8 protein-coding genes and 1 pseudogene are annotated in these 18,567 nt (G+C 65.8%); 6 read left to right on the top strand and 3 right to left on the bottom strand.

Annotated elements, in window-relative coordinates; all coding sequences use genetic code 11:
• Positions 1 to 93 precede the first annotated feature (93 nt).
• From ACIOFR_RS25685 to ACIOFR_RS25675, 3 genes are read right to left on the bottom strand one after another with little or no spacing between them, the layout of a single operon-like run.
• On the bottom strand, positions 94 to 1,653 hold the full coding sequence (locus ACIOFR_RS25685; RefSeq protein WP_401001243.1) for an N-6 DNA methylase: 1,560 nt from the start codon (positions 1,651 to 1,653) through the stop codon (positions 94 to 96).
• Positions 1,650 to 3,068 carry a restriction endonuclease subunit S gene (locus ACIOFR_RS25680; protein WP_401001241.1) on the bottom strand — a complete coding sequence of 473 codons (1,419 nt, stop codon included), beginning with the start codon at positions 3,066 to 3,068 and terminating at the stop codon, positions 1,650 to 1,652. The genes ACIOFR_RS25685 and ACIOFR_RS25680 overlap by 4 nt, the downstream gene beginning before the upstream one ends.
• Positions 3,065 to 6,700, bottom strand: a complete 3,636-nt coding sequence (locus ACIOFR_RS25675; protein ID WP_401001239.1) for a DEAD/DEAH box helicase family protein — start codon at positions 6,698 to 6,700, stop codon at positions 3,065 to 3,067. The genes ACIOFR_RS25680 and ACIOFR_RS25675 overlap by 4 nt, the downstream gene beginning before the upstream one ends.
• Positions 6,701 to 7,831: 1,131 nt before the next feature.
• Here ACIOFR_RS25675 and ACIOFR_RS25670 point away from each other — a divergent pair.
• The 6 genes and pseudogenes from ACIOFR_RS25670 (at position 7,832) to ACIOFR_RS25645 (ending at position 18,548) form a co-directional block, all read left to right on the top strand.
• Complete coding sequence (locus ACIOFR_RS25670; protein WP_401001238.1) at positions 7,832 to 9,910, top strand: AIPR family protein; 2,079 nt, start codon at positions 7,832 to 7,834, stop codon at positions 9,908 to 9,910.
• Between the two features lie 190 nt (positions 9,911 to 10,100).
• A pseudogene (locus ACIOFR_RS25665) lies at positions 10,101 to 10,306 on the top strand (transposase); the annotation flags it as partial.
• 391 nt (positions 10,307 to 10,697) lie between these two features.
• Positions 10,698 to 12,299, top strand: a complete 1,602-nt coding sequence (locus ACIOFR_RS25660; protein ID WP_401001236.1) for a hypothetical protein — start codon at positions 10,698 to 10,700, stop codon at positions 12,297 to 12,299.
• Entirely contained in the window at positions 12,296 to 13,069 is a 774-nt protein-coding gene (locus tag ACIOFR_RS25655; protein WP_401001234.1) for a hypothetical protein, read from the top strand. The genes ACIOFR_RS25660 and ACIOFR_RS25655 overlap by 4 nt, the downstream gene beginning before the upstream one ends.
• On the top strand, positions 13,066 to 17,502 hold the full coding sequence (locus ACIOFR_RS25650; RefSeq protein WP_401001232.1) for a hypothetical protein: 4,437 nt from the start codon (positions 13,066 to 13,068) through the stop codon (positions 17,500 to 17,502). The genes ACIOFR_RS25655 and ACIOFR_RS25650 overlap by 4 nt, the downstream gene beginning before the upstream one ends.
• Entirely contained in the window at positions 17,499 to 18,548 is a 1,050-nt protein-coding gene (locus tag ACIOFR_RS25645; protein WP_401001230.1) for a Wadjet anti-phage system protein JetD domain-containing protein, read from the top strand. The genes ACIOFR_RS25650 and ACIOFR_RS25645 overlap by 4 nt, the downstream gene beginning before the upstream one ends.
• The last annotated feature ends 19 nt before the right edge of the window (positions 18,549 to 18,567 follow it).

The following is an 18,567-nucleotide window of genomic DNA, read 5'->3' as shown; positions in this document are numbered from 1 at the left end:
GGCCCCAGCCTGAGGCCGCATACGACGGCGGCGCGGCCCAGGAGAGTCTCCTGGGCCGCGCCGCCGGGTCGCGACTCGCACCGGCTCGCTGTGTTACACCTCGTGCTCGCTGGTGGCGCTCGGGCCGACATCGGGGGTACGGCTCACCTTGAGCGCCTGGGCGATGGCGGAGAACTCGGCAAGGGCCGTCTCCAGGTCGTCCACGATCTCTTGGGCGATCACCTCGGGAGAGGTGATCGCCTTGGCGGTGCCGGAGCCCTGAAGGACGGTCAGGTCGAGGTTGACCTTGTCGCGCTTGACCAGCTGATCGTAACTGTACGGCTGGAAGCGGTCGTTCGCGATCCGATTGTTGTAATCCCCGTTGCCCGAGTGGAAGGACTTGACGAAGGCGTCCAGGTGCTCGCGCCGCAGAGGGCGCTGCTTGAGTGTGAACCTCTGGTCGGTACGGAAGTCGTAGACCCACAGCTGCTCGGTGGCAGGACGGTCACTGGACTTTGCGCGCGCCTTGTCGAGGAAGAGCACGTTGGCCTTGACGCCGTTGGCGTAGAAGATGCCGGTCGGCAGGCGCAGCAGGGTGTGGACGTTACAGGTGTCCAGCAGCCGACGCCGGATCTCGGCTCCTGCGCCGCCCTCGAAGAGGACATTATCGGGGAGGACGATGGCGGCTCGGCCGTCCGACTTGAGTAGATTGACGATGTGTTGCACAAAGTTGAGCTGCTTATTGGTGGTTTGCGCCCAGAAGTCTGTGCGGGATGTGTACGCCTCGCCGGTCACTGAGCCGACCCCGAAGGGCGGGTTAGCGAGCACGATGTCGTAGAACCGCTCCGGGGCCTTGGCCAGTGAGTCCTGCACCGTGATCAACGGGCGGCCTTCCGAGCTCCCAATGCCATGCAGCAGCATGTTCATCAGCGCCAGGCGGGCAGTCTCGCGAACCAGCTCGTAACCAGTGATGTCGCCGCTCTGTAGCTTGCGCCCAGCATCGGAGAAGAGCTCGTCGCCATAGTGCTCGAGAAGATATGCGTACGCGGCGATTAGGAAGCCACCCGTTCCACAGGCCGGGTCGGTGATCCTCTCGCCAAGTTTAGGCTGGATGCAGTCGACCATGGCGTCGATCAGCGGGCGGGGCGTGAAGTACTGGCCGGCACCGGTCTTGCGGTCCTCAGCGCCGCGCTGCAGCAGGCCCTCGTAGGCGTCGCCCTTAAGGTCGACGTCGGTGCGGTTCCAGCTGTAGGGGTTAATGAGGTCCTTGACCAGGCGCTCTAGGACGGCTGGCTCATGGATTTTGTTCTGCGCCTTGAGGAACACCTCTCCGAGCATCGTCCCTGGGCGGCTCCCCAGATCGCGGAGGATGTGCTCGTAGTGCTCCACCAGGGGCTCGGCCGACCGGACCATCAAGCTCGGCCAGTCCCTGCCTTCCGGTACCAGTCGCTCAAGCTTGATGCCCCGCTTCTCCGCCATCGGCCGATGGATCTTGTCTCGCTCATCCGCCATCTTCAGGAAGAGGAGGTATGTGAGTTGCTCGACATAGTCCAGGGTGGAGACGCCGCTGTGGCGCAGCAGCTCGCAGTATGACCAAAGCCGGTTGACCAGGGTGCTGGTGTCTTCGCCGGAGGCGGCGAAGCTGGCGGAAGGCTTAGTGGGGGTGGTGCTCACTGGGGAATTTCTCCCTGGTTGGGGGCGGCCTTCTTGCGGGGGCCCGGTACACGGAGGGTGCGCTTGCGGACCGTGGCGCTTTCGCCGCCGTTGAAGCGGATGCGCTCCAGGAGAACCGAAGCGGGCTCGTCGGTAGGATCCTGCGGCACAAGCGTGCCTGCGGCAGCGGCGCTGAAGAGGGCAGCACGAAGCTCCGCAGCATTGTCCTTTGTCCGCGCCACCAGTGGCATCAGCTGATCAAGAATTGCATGTTGCTTTTCGACATTCGCAACAATTTCCTGCTGCTTTTCTAGGCTAGGAAGTGGAATCCTTGTTCCGGAAATTGTGGTTTGGTCGATCTTTGGCATGGAGCCGCTCAGCCCCCTTGCCTTGCGCTTGAAGTAAGACATGACTGCTTCTGTCTTCAGCACAAGCGCAACGAAGTCCGGCGAGGCTCGATTGCAGTCTACGCGTACACGAATCAAGAGGTCGGGGAAAATTGCCCAACCGCTCGGTCCGCTGTAAAGTGCAGATGTTCCAACAAGGTCGGGGGCATTGGAGCGTTCGATGAAGATGTCACCGTCCTCGAGCCATAGATCGGTGGCGCGAGCAGGGTTGGCGCAAGTCATCTTCGTGAAGTCGTCGATGAACCTTCCCTGGGTAATCGCAGTCAGAGTGAGAGTGCGAATTCCCGACCCATCAGCCGTAGCCTTCGCCGACACCCCGTTGCGCAATGGCTCGCGGAGGAGGTCACCGAGCCTCTCGATTGGGTATTCGTCTAGCGCGGCGATGCCGTTATCCACGAGGTTCGTCTGGAGGGCTTTAATCTGCGCGCGCGCCGAGGCGACTGCGGCTTCTCCAGCTGTAATCCGAGTGATGTGTTCTTCGAGTTTTGCTGCGATTCGGTGCTGCTCTGCCGCGGGTGGTACAGGTAGAAGTACGTCCATCAGCCAGGGAACTTCTAGCGAGGCTACCGTCGTGCCACGCTTGCGGCAGTTCTTGAGGAGATATTGCTCGTGGGCGCGGAGAGCCCAAGTCAGCCACCGCGGGTCGATCCCCTTATGCGGACTGACGGCCTTCATGTCTTGGTTGAGCGTGGTCGCGAAGGGCACATAGGCGATCGGGAGCTTGCGCTCGAGGATGCCAGAGCGCACCACGAGAGCGACCGAGTGGGCCGGCACCAACTTCACTGGCGAGTCGTCCAGTGCTGAAGTGTGGATGAGGTCTTGGGTGCCCGCGAGTGTGGAATCGCCCATGTCTTTTGGAGACAGCCATGGGATACTTCCGTCCTGCCAGAATTCTGGCCGACGCTTCGAAGGCGTGCCGCCGCCGTACCAGGTGCCGAGTTCACTGAGCTTCGCCCAGGCCCACCCCGACGGTAGGTCCCCGGCGTGGTCCGCCGCGCCCATCACCGCCGCATCCGCCGCGCTCGTCACGCGCTCAGCTCCCTGTCAAGATCATCGAGAAGTTCGTCGGCTCGTGCCTCGCCGAAGGCGGCCACGAAGCCGTATACACCGTTCCGCGCACTGAAGGGCGGATAGTTGAGGTCGGTGAAGTCGAAGCGTACACGCGCCGCTGTGGCGTCGGCGATGCGACGCAGCCACCAGAGCTGCTGTTCGGTGAACTGGGCGCCGGCCTGGCGCTGCCGTTCGAGCCAGGCGGCGAAACGCTCTTCCACCACAGCCGCGTACGGCCGAACCGGCGCTGCCCCCGACTCGGCACCGCCCTCTAGCTCGTAACGGATCAGTGCCACTAGGTCGGTCACCCCATGCTTGGCACCAGGCTCCGCGATGGCCTCACCCATCGCTTCATATGCCTGCCACAGCCGCTCGGGGGTCCATGCCCGCGGAGGCCGAGCGAGGCTGCGGGCTACGTCCTGCAGCTTCTGGTAGGCATCTCGGGGTTTGACTCCGGGCTGGCTGAACGCGGCGCTGAGGACGGCGATCTCGTCCTGGTGCTCGTGTAGATATTCGCGCCAGCTAGTGACTACGGCCTGCGCACTCGCCTCATCCTCGACGACCGCTCCAGCATGCAGAAGGTAGTCCTTACTAGTCTCGTCGTAAAGGATGTCCTTGGCTCGTCGAATCTCCAGCAGCTTGGCGCGCAGTTCGTCGTTGCCGGCCAGTGGCTGCAGCGCATGCTCCAGTAGTTCCCGGATCGCAGCGTCTCCGCCGCGGGTGCGTGCTTCCTCCTGGCTGTCAACCGACACGGCATGGACCAGGCCGCGAACGATACTCGGCAAGGGCTGACCTTCGGCGGCGCGCTCGATCTCGGCCCGCTCAGGGTCCGTGAGTTGGAGATTAAGCTTGGCCAGTCGTGCGGCGAGGGTGGAGATCTCCGACTCGTCGATGGTGAGGTTCGAAGCCTTCTGTAGCAGCTTCTCCAAGCTGATCCGCGTTTCGGGATCCCGGTCGAGCGGGGCAGCGTCCATCTTGGGCTTCTCGGTTACCCCGACCGCGTCCACGATCACGAAACGGGTCTTGTTGCCCACTCCGGGTGTGACCCGTTCGAATTCTGTCAGCGGCAAGGTCCGCGCCCCGCGGCCCTTCATCTGCTCAAAATAGGCCCAGCTCTTGACGTCTCGCAGGAATAGCAGACATTCCAATGGCTTGACGTCGGTCCCGGTCGCGATCATGTCGACAGTGACCGCAATCCTCAGCTGTGGCAGATTTCGAAATGAGGAGAGAAGTTCGGCCGGCTTCTTCGCTTGATGTGTGATCTTTGCGCAGAAGTCATTTCCCTTGCCGAAGACATCTCGAATGACCTCGACAATCTCCTCGGCATGATTGTCGTCCTTGGCGAATACGAGAGTCTTTGGTACGTAGATCTCGTCCCGTCGCAGCCTTCCGGTCGTCCGGTCCTTCTTCCCTCGCTCGGGGAAGATATCGGTGAAGAGTCGGTCTCGGAAGGTTTGGATCACTGTCCGCAGCTGATCCTTCGCGATAACCCGCGTGCCGACCTCCCTGGCGCCATACTGAATATCATCGTCGATATCCTGGTATCGCTGGCGGCGGGTGCGGCGATCGCGCATTGGAATAGTGCCCTTGGCGATCACCCCGCCCTTGCCGGTGATTTCCGTTTGGATGCGGTACACGTTGAATGTGACGTTTACTCCGTCGGCGACGGCTTCTTCGTAGGTGTACTCGCTGACCAGGTTGCCATTGAAATAGCCAAAGGTCTGCGCTACTGGAGTTGCCGTTAGCCCCACCACTGGCGCATCAAAATACTCTAGGACGGAGCGCCATTTGCCATAGATCGAGCGGTGGCACTCGTCTACGATGATCAGATCGAAGGATTCAGGTGGAATTCCTCGATTGTAGCCGACGGCGATGTCCCCGGGAACGTCGTAGGGGTCCTTCTCGAGGTCATCGCTGTCGATCTCCGCCAACTCTTTGCCCGTAAGGGACATGTACAACCGTTGGACGGTGGAGACGACGACCTTCGACGACGGCGCAATGCCATCGCCGTCGAGGCGCTGGACGTTGTACAGCTCAGTGAACTTCCGGCCCGTATCGGGGGTGGTGTAGTTCTCGAACTCTGCCTTGGCCTGGACGCCCAAGTTATTGCGGTCGACCAGGAACAGAACCCGCTCCGCGCGGGCATGCTTGAGGAGTCGGTAAGAGAATGTAACTGCAGTGAACGTCTTGCCGGCGCCAGTGGCCATCTGTACCAGCGACCGGCTCTGGCCCGCCCCGGCCTGTCCTCGACCCTCAGCCAGAGAGCGCTCGACACCTCGCACCGCTTCAACCTGAGCCGGGCGCAAGCCCGCAGGGTCTAGCTCCGGCATTCGCACTTGCACGCGCGCCCGATAACTCGGGGCCTGCGGATCTTCGTCTGCCTGGCGCATCCACCGCGACAGCGTGCGCGGTTGGTGGAATGAGAACACTCTCCGCGAGCGCGAATCTGGGTCCAAGCTGTTGCGGAACCGCGTCTCACCACCATCGCTGGCATACCGAAACGGTAGCTCCGGCCGCCACGCCGCCAGGCGCTGCCCGCTGCTTAGGCTGTGCGCGTATCGGTCGGCCTGCTCCTCAGCAGCCGACAGGTCCGCACCCTCGCGCTTGGCCTCGATGACTCCGACCAGCTTCCGATCCACGTACAGCACGTAGTCGGCCCGGCCCCCTGCCGTAGTCACCTCGCGTACTGCCACGCCCGATCCGCGCTCGTCTCCCTTAACGAACAGGTTCAATCGCGGTCCGTGATCCTGGACCGACCAGCCTGCTTCCAGGAGCATCTGGTCCAGCTGCGCGCGCACCTGCACCTCGGTCAGCGGTTCCCGCGACGCGGCCTCGGCGTTGTCCAGCAACCGGGCCCGCTCGGTCACAGCCACCGAGGCTGCCGTTTTGTCCTTTTCCTTTGCAAGCTCCGGAACGCGGGCCGCGTCGAAACTGGCCTGGAGCGCTTGGAGCTCCTGCTGCATCGTTGCAACGATCTGGGCAAGCTGATCCTGCTGTGCCCGGGCCGCCGCGAGTTCCCGCTCGGCCGTCAGTCGTGCGTCGCGCTCGGCATCGGCGTAGCTGGCCTTGTCCTGGAGGGTCAGCCGCGCCTCTGCCAGTGCCCGCGTTGCCTCCTCTATCTGGTTGCGAAGGCCTAGCGTGTGCGCGGGCGGCTGTGGCGGGACGAACGGCAACTGCTCGCGAGACCCGGTCAGCAGTCGGTGGAACCACACCGCCAAGCGAAAGCAGGTCTGCAGACACCGGAACGCCAGCTGCGGGTCGGCTACGTTCATGTGGACTGCGTCGTTACCGACGGTACGCAGTTCGTGGAAGGCGCTCCCGACGGTGCCGTGGAGATAGCCCTCGCGGTCGAGCGACCGCAACCGGTCAACCTGCCGATCGCCTTCCACTCGGACACGGCCGCGGCGGACCAAGTCTGCGGCCATCACCTCGCCGAACTGTCGTGCCTTAATCAGTGACGTATTCGGGTCGTCGAAGACTGTGGCCTCTGCTCCAGCGCCATAGGCCACCAGCAAGGGCAGGTGCGGGAGAAGGAAGCCAAAGTTTCTTGATCTCTGCGCCAGCTCAACTAGCTTGGGATCTGGAGTTCCTACGGCGCTGCGTACGCCCATTGAGCCGCCTCGTCCTCGTCTGCGTCAACCGTGATCAGCTTCCGAGGGTAGCCGTAGCCGAGGACAATCTCTCAGGGTTTGCCTACGGGTGCACAACTCAAGAGTGGGGTGTGACTGATCTGGTCGCGGGGCATGACATCAAGCCCTCCCCGGGAGGCGGGACTCATCAGACGGCCGTCTACCCCCATGGGCGAGGTCCATGACGACCTTGAAGACGCGCAAGACGGTAGTGGGCCTGCTGGCGGTGGCGGGCCGGGTCCGCAGCGGCGTGCTGAAGCGCGAAGCAAGTGACTCGGAGCTCACGGACGTCTCGCAGTACCGAGTAGCCGGCCCAGGCCATCACGTTGGCCCAGGCTTCCCCTCTGGTCACGACTCCACGCTACGAGGGGAATGTCAGTACGCGAAGAGCTCAGCGATGCTCCTGACGAGCATCCCCGTCAGCCGAGGATCACACCAAGCCTGCTTCCGGACAGGCCGGCCGCGCTCGAGATCCCGTAGCTGGGCCGCGCGGACGAGCAGCCCGTGCCCAGCAGAGATACACCACAGTTCAGCCCGCGGCCTGCTCAACCGTGAGACCGCGATCATCAGGTGCAGCGACGAAGAGACGAGTCACGTCGAGCTCCTGGACCGGGCTTCGCTCCAGCTCGTCGTGAACACCGGGAGTAGTCGATCACACGGCCCCACTGCAGTAGTCACTGAAGCAGTGTCTGGCACGTCACCCTACTGGTTCGGGTCGCCCTTGAAGCCGGCGCCGTTTGCCGCGGGAGCTCGGCGCGTGCGGCCGCGATCCACGAGAGGGAGTCCACCCGGCCAGCAGCTCGGCCGCCTTCTCCGACGAGGGTTGTAGTACACGACCCCCGCGCCGGAAGCCCAGAAGCGTCGCTCCGCACCAGCCCAGGTGATCTCCTCTAGGAGGACCTCCTCCGCAGAGCCTTCGCGATGCTCCTCCCAACGAAGTCAAGCACCGTTACGCTCAATCGGAACTCGCTGCTCTCAGTCCCACTCCGACTACGCAATGCGGCGAAGCGCTTGACGTGCAGCCTCCTGGGCAAGCAACCTGAATCGCTGGTGAGGCGTGGGCGTATCCCTGCCACCCGTCCCAGTAAGCCGCAACCCGCCGACAGGAGCCAAGTGACCGCTCTGCATGCCCAGCAGCTCGAACACGCCCTCGACGAGCAGTTCACCGGGATCATCGCCGTTGACGACCTGTCTCGCTTCGACGAGCGAACCCGGCGGAGCTCGTTTCTCTCCCGTTCCCTGGCTGCCCTAGCAATCCGCGAGTTCACCGGGTATCCGCTAGCGCGCTGCGCTGAGTTCGTCATCGACTCGTTCGGCGACCAGGGAATCGACGCTGTGGCGGTGGATCTCACTTCGGAGGAGCCTCAGGTCTGGGTGGTGCAGGCGAAGTGGAGCAGCGAAGGCACAGCCACATTCTCCAAGAACGCTGCGCTCGATCTGAAGAACGGCCTGGAACTGCTGATCGCTCGGGAGTACCAGTGCTTCAACGCTAAGCTGACGCCGCTCATCCCCGATCTGGAACGAGCGCTCAGCAATCCGCGGGTCCAGATCACCCTACTGCCGGCCTGGGCCGGGACCCAGCCGTTGGGGGCTGAAGCTAAGGAGGTGCTCGACCGATTCTGCGCGGAGTACGAGGACTCGTTGCGTCTGCGTGCCCTTCGGCTACCGGACTTCATCCGCATCTTGCGCTCCGGAATTGCTGAACCCCAGATCAAGCTGAAGGCTTCAGCCTCGGCTGTCGATGTCAGTCCGATCAAGGAACCCATCCTGGCGTACCACGGCACGATCGGGGCTGCGGAGGTTGCCCGCTGGTACGAGGACAATCATCACCGGCTCTTCCAGCGGAACATCCGTAATCCCCTCGGCGTCACTGCGGTCAATCGCACTCTCGTGGAGACCCTTCGCAGGAAGCCCGAATACTTTTGGTACTTCAACAACGGGATCACGGTACTGTGTGACAAGGTGATCATGGGCCCTCGGGGGGACCTTGAAATGGAGGGCGCGAGCATCGTCAACGGCGCTCAGACGGTCGCCTCCGTTCACGAGGCATACCAGAAAACCCCGGATGTCGTGACGCGTGCACGGATCGGCGTCCGAATCATTTCCTTGACGGACTGCCCGGAAAGCTTCGATCACGACGTCACCCGGACGACCAATACCCAGAACAGGGTGGAGCCTCAGGACTTCATCGCTCTAGAGAAGGTGCAGCAGCAACTCCGCGACGACTTCCTGCTTCGATTGCGGAAGACATATGTCCTGCGCCGGGGCGAGGAACCGCCGCAGTCGAAGGATGATGGTTGCACTCTGAGGGAGGCCGCAACCGCACTCGCCTGCGCTCACGCCTCTCCGGAACTGTCCTTCCAAGCCAACGTGGACATCAACCTTCTTTGGGATCCGAAGCTGCACCACCGGCTATTTCCGCTCCAGCGTACCGACGCGGTCAGGACCTGGCGCACCATCCTGGTGTTCAGGGAGGTCGAGCGGCAGATTGCTACACAACGTCCGCAGTGGGAGGGGCGCGCCGGCACACTCGCCGACCTTGGGCGGCTGCTCATCGCCCATGTGACCTTCCAGCGCCTACCCCAGGGCTGGCGGGAGATTCCGGAGTCCGATTGGTCGACGGTACCGGCGTGCGTCGCCGGGCTCGTAGACGCCAGCGTAGCCACCCTGATCCATTGGATCGACACAGGTTACGGACCTAAGAGTCAGGTGAGTAGCATCTTCCGGAATGCTGAGAGATATTCGGACCTTGTTGGTTCGGCGCTGGCAACCTTGCAGGGCGACATTCAACCACCTCCCCTCTCGCCGGAGTACCGGGCGTCCGAGCGTGAACAACACGCACGGCAAGCAAACGCAGTCACCGTGATCTTTGAGAATAACGCGCTGGAGGAAGGGACTCTTCTGGAGTTCCGCCCAGTCCCCGGCCGCGAGCAGCAGCAGCTCACCCCCTGGCTCACGGCGGATGCGCGCCGAGCGCGTGCGACCTGGACCCGGCAGCGCCGCAACTGCTTGGTATGGGCGGTGGACGGCGTCGCGTACTCACCGACCGGTCTGGCCAAGAAGATGCTCGTGGAGGCCGGCCACCAGAGCAAGCCGCTTCAGGGAACGCGGCGCTGGTTCGTGCCTCAGCGCGGCTCCCTCGTGGACATCGCCGACCGGTTGCGCCAGGAAACAGAAGAAGAGGAAGAATAGGCTTATTGCTCAATCTCGGAGGTCATTGGGCCTGCTGAGGATCTCAGATCGCTCCGCCATTCTCTCCCGGCGTCGGGCATTGGAGTGTGCCGGCGGCCGAGCGCCAGGACACGCTCGACGACCAGCTCATCGGGCAGCTGGTCGGCCGGGCGAGGGCCGAGGGCCGAGGGCCGAGGGCCTGAACCTGACCGGCGCCGGCGGGCTGTTGCAACAGCTCACGAAGAAGATCCTGGAGTCCGCCCTTGAGGGCGACTCACCGACCACCTCGGCTATGAGAAGCACGACCCCGCCGGAGCCGGCTCCGGCAACTCCCGCAACGGAGCCCGCTCGAAGACAGTGCTGACCGAGATCGGCCCGGTCGAGATAGACGTGCCCCGCGATCGGGAGGGCACGTTCGTGCGGGCCCGGAGCCGGCTTGCTGGCAGCGCTGACGCTCCAGAGGCTGGGCCGGCGTCCGGGCGACTGCGACTTTCAGCTCGTATACGAACCGGCGATGTCATCGGAGCAGCTATCGGATGCCGCCTGAAGACCGACGCAGCCGGAGCGCCACGACCGCAGGCCGCCTACGCTCCGAAGGAAGAGGCACCCACCTGCTGCCACCCGAGCACCTTAGCCGCGTTGGCCCCGAAGGACCTTCCCTCCTCCGTCGCCGTTGGTTACACCCGGTAGAGCCGAACTGATGGTGATGTCGGCGGGTGAGTCGACCTATGTGAGCGATCTCCCAGCGCATTGTCGGTGCGAGCGGTTACGGTACGGACCATGCGCTGGCTCGGGGAAGGAGCGCACGTTGGACATACCCTTTGATGAGGCCGACGGCAGAGCCGCGTCCTCGATGCCCGGTCCCGGGGACTTGGCGGTGTTCGACCGCACATTCCCGGCGCGCGTTGCCGTGCTGATGCGGTCCCGCCCCATCGCGGAAGCCGCCGCGGGCGCCGTGCGTCAGGACTGGCCGGACGCCACATACGACGTCGCGACGTTCGCTCTCGCTGCCATCGACCTGATCATCGCGCAGCAGGGCTTCGAGGACGAGGCCACCTACCCGGCGGTGACGGAGGGACTCGCGGCCCTCGCCCGCCGGGCCGCACCCGGCCGTCCTGCGGATGAGCATCTCAACGTCGCCAGGTACACCCTCGACGCGTTGCTCAACCGGGCCCAGCGCGAGGCGCCGTTCACCTACCGGATCAGCGACTACACCAGCGAGGACGGAGCGCACCAGCAGCGGCAGGTGCAGTTCCGGTTGCTGATCGAGCGCGAAGACCCCGTGCGTGGTGAAGTCGTCCTGAACGCGACCCGGGATGCGATCAACGCCCTGATCGGGGGCCTGGAGTTCGACGTCGAGGACGAGCAAGTCGCCAGCGAGCTCATGCTGGAGCGCCAGCTCGCCAAGGGCGCGTTCGCCGCAGCCGAAAGAGCCGCCGTCCGTGCCCGCCTGCTCTCGGTCTCGCTCGCCGACGACCTCAACCGGCTGATCAAGGACACGCGCCGGGACCTGCGGTCCGTGCTGGACCAGTGGGCCAACGACGTCCCGGCACGCCTGGATGCGGCACGTGAACACATCGCCGGCCGCCTGGATTCGGAACACCGCCTCCTGCTTAAGGTCCGCGAATCGCTTGATGCCGAGGATGAGCAGGTGACTGCCGCGGCCGCCCGGATCGCAGGAATCCTCACCGAGTGCGCGCGCCGGCACGAGGCACTGCACCGCCAGGTGATCACCGCCCGCAGCATCTTCCTCGATGAACAGGACCGTCAGGCGTTCCGGCCTCCGGCCCTGGGCTACCTGCCCGACCTCGGCCAGGAAGTACTTATACCGCTCCTCGGCCTCGACACGGACACCGCCCTACTGGTGGCGGACCGGTGGCTGTCCGACATCACAGGACCGAGGCCGCCCAAACTCCCACGGTTGTACCGGCTGATCGACGACCTCTGGGCCGCCCGTGGCCCCCTGGAGGACACACGCGACCTCGGCGACACGGACGAGGAGGTCGGGGACGCGGACCCGCCGACTATCCCACCCGAGGTCATCACCGCGGCCCAGCGCGTCGTCACCCGCACCGGCATGCCCACCCGGCTGTCGGCCTTGCTGGCTGGCGCCCTCGCCGACGACGAATCCGCTGATCCCCGCCAGCGCCAGCAGACCGCAGAGATCCTCGCCCTCACCGCGCTGTGGTGCTACGCCCCCGAGGACCTCGAACCCGGCCAGCCGATCTCTGCCGACCTTGCAGCGCAGATCCTCGGCCCGCGCGCGGCAGCCGACACCGACGGGCTGCCCCTGCGCCTTGCCGACTGGGACGGCGACGACCTCATCATCGCCGCGCACCCGGACGCCCTCGAGACCGCTGACCCCGCCCCGGTCACCTCCCTCCACCGCTCTGCCCAGGAGAGCGCATGACGCTGACACAGACCGATCACACCGACCTGGGCACCCTTATCGGGTACGCACTCCAGCCCACGCAGCGCCCCGGCCGCAGTCCCGAATACCGCCGCCTGCTCGGCCGCTACCGCAGCGAGCCGCACTTTCGTACCGCCGCTGACGCCGTCCTGCACGGCCTCGGAGCCCGGGTCCTGTCCGACGGAGACTTCGGCCTCGTCCTGGGCGTCGAACCGGAGTCCCCGTTCGCCTTCCGCGTCACCGACATGCCGAACGCCGGGACGAGAAACAGCCGACTGCTCGCCGGGCTCGTCCTGGTCGGGATCGCCGCCTACGCCTACCCGAGCCCGGCCGAACTCGACGAGGAACGCATCCGCCGTGTACCGGACACGGAGTTCGAACAGTGGATGCGATCCCTCTGCGAGCGCCTGCAGGTCGTCGATGCCGCAGGCGAGACCATCCCGGAGGAAGGCCTCGACGAAGCCTGGCGCGTCTACCACGAACTGCCCCCCGTCCTGGTCGGTGACCGCGGACGCGGATCGGGACGGCTGTCCCCCAAGTGCACCCTCTACTGGGTCCGCAACACCCTCGGATGGCTCGTCGAACAGGGCATGGCCCGCACCGACGGCACCGACGGCACGTGGATCCTCACCGAACGGTTCCGCATCCAGGTCAAGGACATGGCCAGCGAACCCGCCTACACCTTCCTCGCCGCCCTCGCCCGCGGCGAACACACTGCGACCGCAGCAGCCACCTCCGGCAGCGACGACCACACGACGGAGGAGAAGTGACCTACCACCTCGCGGCCCTGCGCCTGCACTCCATCGGCGAGCGCTCCGCCCGCTTCACCGACGTCACCCTGGACTTCACCGCCCCGCACGGCATCGTCGCCACCCCGGACGACTCGATCGTGTGGCTGCGCAACGGCGGCGGCAAATCCTCGCTGCTCTCGCTCTTCTACGCGCTCATGCTGCCCAGGGCGACCGACTTCATGGGCCGGGCTGTCAAGCGCAGCCTGACCGACTACGTCGACTCCGGTGACACCTCCCACACCGTCGCCGTCTGGCACCCCGCAACCTCGCAGACCCTCGACGGCCGGCCCGACCGCGTCCTGGTCACCGGCGCCGTCTACGAATGGGTCGACCTGCGCCGTCCCGCCGATGCCGACCGGGCCCGGGACAAGCTCGACACCACCTTCTACGCCTTCTACGCGGTCCCCGGTGTCATCGACCTGGAGCGCCTGCCGATCTTGGACGAGACCGGTGCCCCCCGGCGGCGGGCGACGTTCATCACCAAGCTCAAAGAGGCCGCCGCAGCCCATCCCCACGCGATGGACCTGGTCACCACCGAGCGGCAGCACGACTGGACGACGCAGCTGGCGAACCGGGGCGTGGACCCCTCCCTGTTCCGGACCCAGAAGCAGATGAACCACGTCGAGGGTGGCGTGGACGAGCTGTTCAAATTCTCCTCCGCCCGCGAGTTCATCGACCTCCTCATCGACCTCACCGTTTCCCCGGACGACGCGACCAACGTCGCCGAACGGCTCTCCTCCATCGCTTCCCTGCTCGCCACCAAGCCAGGTAGGGAAGCCGAGCGGGCGTTCTGCCTGGATGCCGCCGCCGGACTGGAAGGAGTGATGGTCGCGCACCAGGACGTGGAAGACTCCGAGATCACGCTCGACCGCGCCATCGCCGAAGGCGCCACGCTCGCTGCCGCGTTCAGCACGACGGTCACCGAGGCCCAGGCCCAGCAGGAGGGCCTCGCCGAGCACAAGGCAGATGCCGAAGCACGCAAGTCGGCAGCGGAAACCGAGCGCGGCGTCGCCTACGACCTCGTCTATCTCTACGAGAAGCGCGCAGCAGAGCTCCGAATCGCCGACGCGCGGGGACAGTTCGATGAGGCCGATCGGGCGGTCACCGAAGCAGGTGGTCTGGTGGCGGCCTGGGACGCCACCGAGCATCTGGCGGCCAGAGCTGAAGCTGAGCAGGCTCTCGACGTCACCCGGCGCGAGGCCGAGGCCGAGCGCGCTCAGAGCGCGCCGCAGCGCCGTGAGCACGACGAGCACACCGCGCGCCTGCGCCTTCGGCTCATGGGACTCGCCGAGGAACACGACGCGCGTGCCGTGATCGCCGACGAGGACGCTACGACAGCGGCCGAGGAACGCGAGGACCACCTCCGCGCGGCGGCGGATGCGCGAGGCGCGGCCTCGGCGGCTGACAAGGACATCGCCCGGGCACATGCAGACCTGGAGCGACTGGCCGCGGATCTTCGCGCGGCGGTCCGTGACGGCGTCCTGCCCACCGAGATCACCGATCCGGCCGTCCACGACACTGACCTCGGGGTGCAGCTGGACGGGCTTGAAGGTGTCCTGGGAGAGATCCGGGTACGACGTGGCCAGCGGCCGGCCCTCCGTACCGAGCTGACCAACAAGATCGCCTTCCACACCGGCGAACGCACGCGACTCGACAGTGACCGCTCAAGCCTGGCAGGCGAACGCGAAACCCTCACGCGCCGCGCCGAGGAACTCGCGGCGAACCGCCGCATCCAGGACCTGATCGAAGCCACCGACGACTCCCCGGTGAACCTGTGGGCGGAAACCGACACACTCACCAGGCGGCTCGCGAACGCCATCGTCGACGTGGACGTCGAACTGGTCCGCCTGGAAGCGGAGCACCTCGACGACAAGCGCACCCTCGACGCTCACACACGGACCGGCCTGCTGCCCACCACACTGGACGCAGACCGTGTCCGCACCACGCTCGCCGAACACGGAATTACTGCCGAAACGGGCTGGCAGCACCTGCGGACCCTTCTCCCGGAAAGCCGCCTCGCCGAAGCCCTCATCGATCCTCACATTTCGCGCATCGGCATCGGCGTTGTCGTCCCGACGGAGCAGCACCAGGCAGCCGTCACCGTTCTGGCCTCGGTCGACGCCACTACCACAGCACTCGTCGGCGTCTACACCTCCCAGGCCGCCTCCGCCATCGCCACTCACGGCCCGCAGGCCGCAGTCACCGAGAACCCAGGACCTGCCTGGACCGGACTGCACCGCGGGCTGATCGACGCTTCGTCCACCAACACGACCATCCGCCAGGTCACGGCCCGCACCGAGGCCCACACTGCCAGGCAAGCTGCCCTGACCGAGGCCAGGGCAATAGACCGCAACCTCCTGGATGCGGTCACCTCGTTCGTCAAGGAGTGCCCGGCCGACCACCTGCCGGCTCTCACTCGCCGCATCAACGACCTCGACCAGGCGATCACCGCCCACGACACCGCCCTGCGCAACACCCAGCAGGCGCTCGACGAGCTGAATCGCGCCGAGGCCGAGGACAGCGACCTCCAGGACACCACCCAGACCGAGATCACCCGCATCGAAAAGGTCCGCACCCGACTCGCAGGCCTGGCCGAGCGGACCGCTACCGCGGCAACCTGGCGAGACGACCTGCACGACGCCGAAAGCCGCCGGGCCGCAGCAACTGAGCTTGCCCAACAGCTCGAAGAGCAGGCCAACACTGCCTTCGAGACAGCAACCCACAGCAAGCTACTCGCCGAGAAGGAGCAGGAAGCCGCCAGCGCCCTACGCTCCGAGGCTAGCTCACTGATCTACCTCGACACCGAGCCGACCGTGGACGACGACCGAAAAGCCCCACTCGAAGCGCTCCGCAAGCGGTACCACGACGCCCGGCGCGCCTGGGAGATCCAGGCCGCCAAGTCAGTTCTTGCTGAGCGTGAGAAGACGCTCACCGAGACGATCGCCAAGGAGAACGCCGCCCTCACCCGTATTCCGCCCCAGACCCAGGCTCATGCGGCCGAGCTGCTGCGCACTGCGGAGGGCCAGACCGCTCAGCAGCGTTCAGCAGCCCTTACCGCCGCCCGGACCTCCGAGCGGGACGCGATCGACCAGCGAGGGCGGGCCGCCTCCGACATCGAACGGCACACCAGCGCGCTCGCGACCGTCGCGAAGCGCCGTGCTGATCCGCCACGCCGTGCCCTGCCCACCGAGCCGAGCACCGCCGAGCACGCAGGCGCCCTCGCTGCCGAACAGGAGCAGATCGGGCAGAGCACCGGCGAACGCAGGTCCGAAGCCGAGCGTGAACTCGCCGACCTCGAAAAGAAGCACACCGAACTCAACGGCACGATCAGCTTCTTTAACCTCCTCACCGACGGCCTCCCCGAACCGGATCCGGACGGCGCGGCGGCGTTCACGGGCAACACGGCACAGGCCCAGGAACGCAAGCGCGACATCATCGCGCGGATCCGCACGGCCGAGCAAGGCAGCACGGAGGCAGCCGCCACTCGGACCAAGGCTGTTGCCGCCCTTCGAAGCCTCGGAGCCAGGTACCCGAACGTCGCAACACCCGCGAAGGACCGCGTCCTCCACGACGCCGAGGAGACCCTGGCCAAGAACGCGCAGCAACTCGCAACCCAGCTCGCCCTGCGGGCGGACATGATCGACGGCGAACTCGCAGGCATTGCCAAGGACCAGGCGATCGTCACCGACTCCCTGGCCCGCCTGGTCGCCAACACCCTCGACACTCTGCGCAAGGCCGAGCGGTACTCGCGCGTCAACACCAAGACCGGCGGCTGGGCCGGCAAACAGATGCTTCGCATCGCCTTCGACGCACCCGCCAGCGACGCGGACCTGCGCACCTACGTCAACCGTGTCATCGAACGGCGGGTCACCCACGGCGTCAAGCCCGAAGGTCTGCCCCTGCTCAAGGACGCTGTTCACGAGGCCGTCGGTCCCCGCGGCTTCACCGTCAAAGCGCTCAAACCCGCCCGCGACACCGTCGCCACCACCGAGGACATCACCCGCCTCGGAAAGTGGTCCGGAGGCGAGAAGCTCACCGTCTGCGTCGCGCTCTACTGCACCATCGCGGCATTGCGCGCCGCCAACGCCGGCCGCAAGGACCGATCCGGCGGAGTGCTCCTCCTCGACAACCCGATCGGCCGCGCATCCCATGGCGACCTCGTCCGCCTCCAGCGCGCCGTCGCCGCAGCACACAAGGTCCAGCTCATCTACACCACTGGCGTCAAGGACCCCAACGCGATCTCGCTCTTCCCCAACGTCATCCGTCTCGACAATCGCCCGGGCCGTACCCAGAACCGCCGCTACATCGTCCCCGACACCTCCGCTGCCACCAGCGAAGCCACAACCGGCTACATCACCGGAGCCCGAGTCGCCCACGACGAGACGGCGAATACCGACGGCGAGACGCCATGACCCGGCCTCTCATCGACATCCTGTCCGCTCATATCGCAGAGCAGCAGGGCCAGCGCATCCAGGTCGACACCCTTCTGCGCCACGCGACCACCGCCGACCCCACGCTGCTCGGTGACCCGAGCGCACGAACCAGGCTCGCTGAAGCGCTCACCAAGCTCGCCACCGACGGCGCCATCCAACTGCCCAAGGCGCGCAAGGGCTGGGACGACCGCACCCAGCCACCACTTCCCCGCTGGATCGGAAAGACCACTGCACGCTCCACGGTGGCCCGACCGGCCGACCGGGTGTGGCCACAGGCGCTCGAACAAGCCGCCACCATCGCGTCCCGCCCGGACGAACACGACCTCCTCGAACGCATCGCGGTCTGGCTGCGAGACAACCCTCACCCCGAACCCGCCCCCATCGAAGAGCGCTCACTGGAGATCCTCGACGACGAAAAGGCCCTCGCCACCCATACCCCCAAGCGCCTCTTCACCAGCGGCGCACTCAACCTCAACCTCCTGGCGTGCTACCCCACCCCCGTACCCTTCCCGTCGCAGTACATCCCCGGAACTGGTGACCCACGCCTCCTGGTCACCGAGAACAACGCCACATTCCACTCCCTCCTCACCATCGCCCGCAGCCTCGACCCCGCCAGCCGGCCCAGCCTCCACATCGGCTGGGGCAGCGGAAATCAGTTCCCCGCCTCCATCACCGCCCTGACCCTCCTCGATCCCCTGCCGACAGCCGCCTACTACTTCGGTGACCTCGACGTCGCAGGACTGCGCATCGCGGCAAACGCAGCCGTTACCGCCGAGCAGAACAACCTGCCCGCCCTCCGCCCCGCTGCAGCCCTCTACCGCTGGCTGCTCACCCACGGCACCCCACGCCCCGACAAGTCCAACAGCGGAATCACCGACCCGAAGCCCCTGACTACGTGGTTGCCTGACGACCTCCGAAGCGCAGCCGCAAACCTCATCGCCACCCGGCAGCGGATCCCCCAAGAACGACTTGGACTACGGGCCCTGCGAGCTGATGCCGCTCTCCTCATCCAAGCGGTCAGCTGACGACAGATGCTCGCCGAGC

The sequence above is a fragment of the Kitasatospora sp. NPDC088346 genome (genome assembly GCF_044740765.1).
In the GTDB taxonomy this organism is placed as follows: Bacteria; Actinomycetota; Actinomycetes; order Streptomycetales; family Streptomycetaceae; genus Kitasatospora.
Note: the sequence above shows the minus strand (reverse complement) of the source record. Positions and strands in the feature narration are given on the sequence as shown.

Coding starts and splice junctions, on each gene's coding strand:
- ACIOFR_RS25675 (WP_401001239.1), bottom strand. CDS start 6,700: ATGGGCGTACGCAGCGCCGTAGGAACTCCAGATCCCAAGCTAGTTGAG.
- ACIOFR_RS25655 (WP_401001234.1), top strand. CDS start 12,296: ATGACGCTGACACAGACCGATCACACCGACCTGGGCACCCTTATCGGG.
- ACIOFR_RS25645 (WP_401001230.1), top strand. CDS start 17,499: ATGACCCGGCCTCTCATCGACATCCTGTCCGCTCATATCGCAGAGCAG.